General features: G+C 65.3%; 1 protein-coding gene. It reads left to right on the top strand.

Translation table 11 applies throughout. From position 1 onward, the window contains the following. The first annotated feature begins 88 nt into the window (after positions 1–88). Positions 89–1,222, top strand: coding sequence for an IS630 family transposase (locus ACGFYQ_RS42225; protein ID WP_393752687.1), 1,134 nt, complete (start codon positions 89–91; stop codon positions 1,220–1,222). Positions 1,223–1,233 lie beyond the last annotated feature (11 nt).

Raw genomic sequence — 1,233 nt, 5'->3', positions numbered from 1 at the left:
CTAGTGCCGCATCAGGCAACGTTCGCCTTGTCGCGACGCGTCGCTCGGTTTGCTGCGCCGGACGGCATTGGATGGCCAGAATGATCTCGTGGCTGATCGGGTGCGGGTGCGGGAGATTGATGACGACGAGGGCAGGCGGTTGCTGCGGATCATCCGCAGAGGCACCGGTTCGGTGGTGACCTGGCGGCGGGCTCAGATGGTGCTGTTATCCGCGCAGGGCATGCCCGTGGCGAAGATCGCCGAGGTGACGTTCACCAGCCCGGACCGGGTCCGGGACGTGCTGCACAACTTCAACGCGGACGGCTTCGAGGCGCTCTACCCGAAGTACAAGGGTGGCCGACCGAGAACCTTCACCCTCCCGGAACGTCGGGAGATCAAGAAGCTTGCCAAGTCGAAGCCGGCCGAGCACGGCCTGCCGTTTTCGACCTGGAGCCTGGCCAAGCTGGCCGACTTCCTGGTCGCCGAGGGGGTGGTCGACGACATCAGCCATGAGGGCCTTCGGGTCCTGCTCCGCGAGGAGGGCGTCTCGTTTCAACGCGTGAAGACCTGGAAGACCTCACGTGACCCGGACTACGCGGCCAAGAAGGCCCGGGTCGAGCATCTCTACGCGATCGCCGACGGCGAGGTCATACCCGAGGAAGGCGAGCCCGAAGTCGTCTTCTGCATGGACGAGTTCGGGCCGCTCAACCTCCAGCCCCACCCCGGTCGGCAATGGACCGAACGTGGCGGCCGGCACAAGGATCCCGACCGCGAGCCCAGACCCCGCCGACGGGCGACCTACACTCGCCCGCACGGGGTCCGCCACCTGTTCGCTGCCTACGACCTCGGCAAGGACCAGCTTTACGGGCACATCAAGAAGACCAAGAACAGGTCGAAGTTCCTGGAGTTCTGCCGCTACCTGCGCTCGCTGCATCCGATGGACGTGCGCATTGCGATCGTCTGTGACAACTACTCCCCGCACCTGACGACGAAGCGGTGCCAAAGGGTCGCGACCTGGGCGGCGGCGAACAACGTGGAGATCGCCTACACCCCGACCAACAGCTCCTGGCTCAACCGGATCGAGGCCCAGTTCACCGCCCTGCGCTACTTCGCTCTCGATGGCACCGACCACGCCAGCCACAAGGAGCAGGGCAGCATGATCCGCCGCTACATCATCTGGCGGAACAAGCACGCCGCCGACGAACGCCTCCAAGAGGTGGTGAACAGGGCGAACGTTGCCTGACGCGGCACTAG

This window comes from Streptomyces sp. NPDC048258, from assembly GCF_043201995.1.
Lineage (GTDB): Bacteria > Actinomycetota > Actinomycetes > Streptomycetales > Streptomycetaceae > Streptomyces.
Note: the sequence above shows the minus strand (reverse complement) of the source record. Positions and strands in the feature narration are given on the sequence as shown.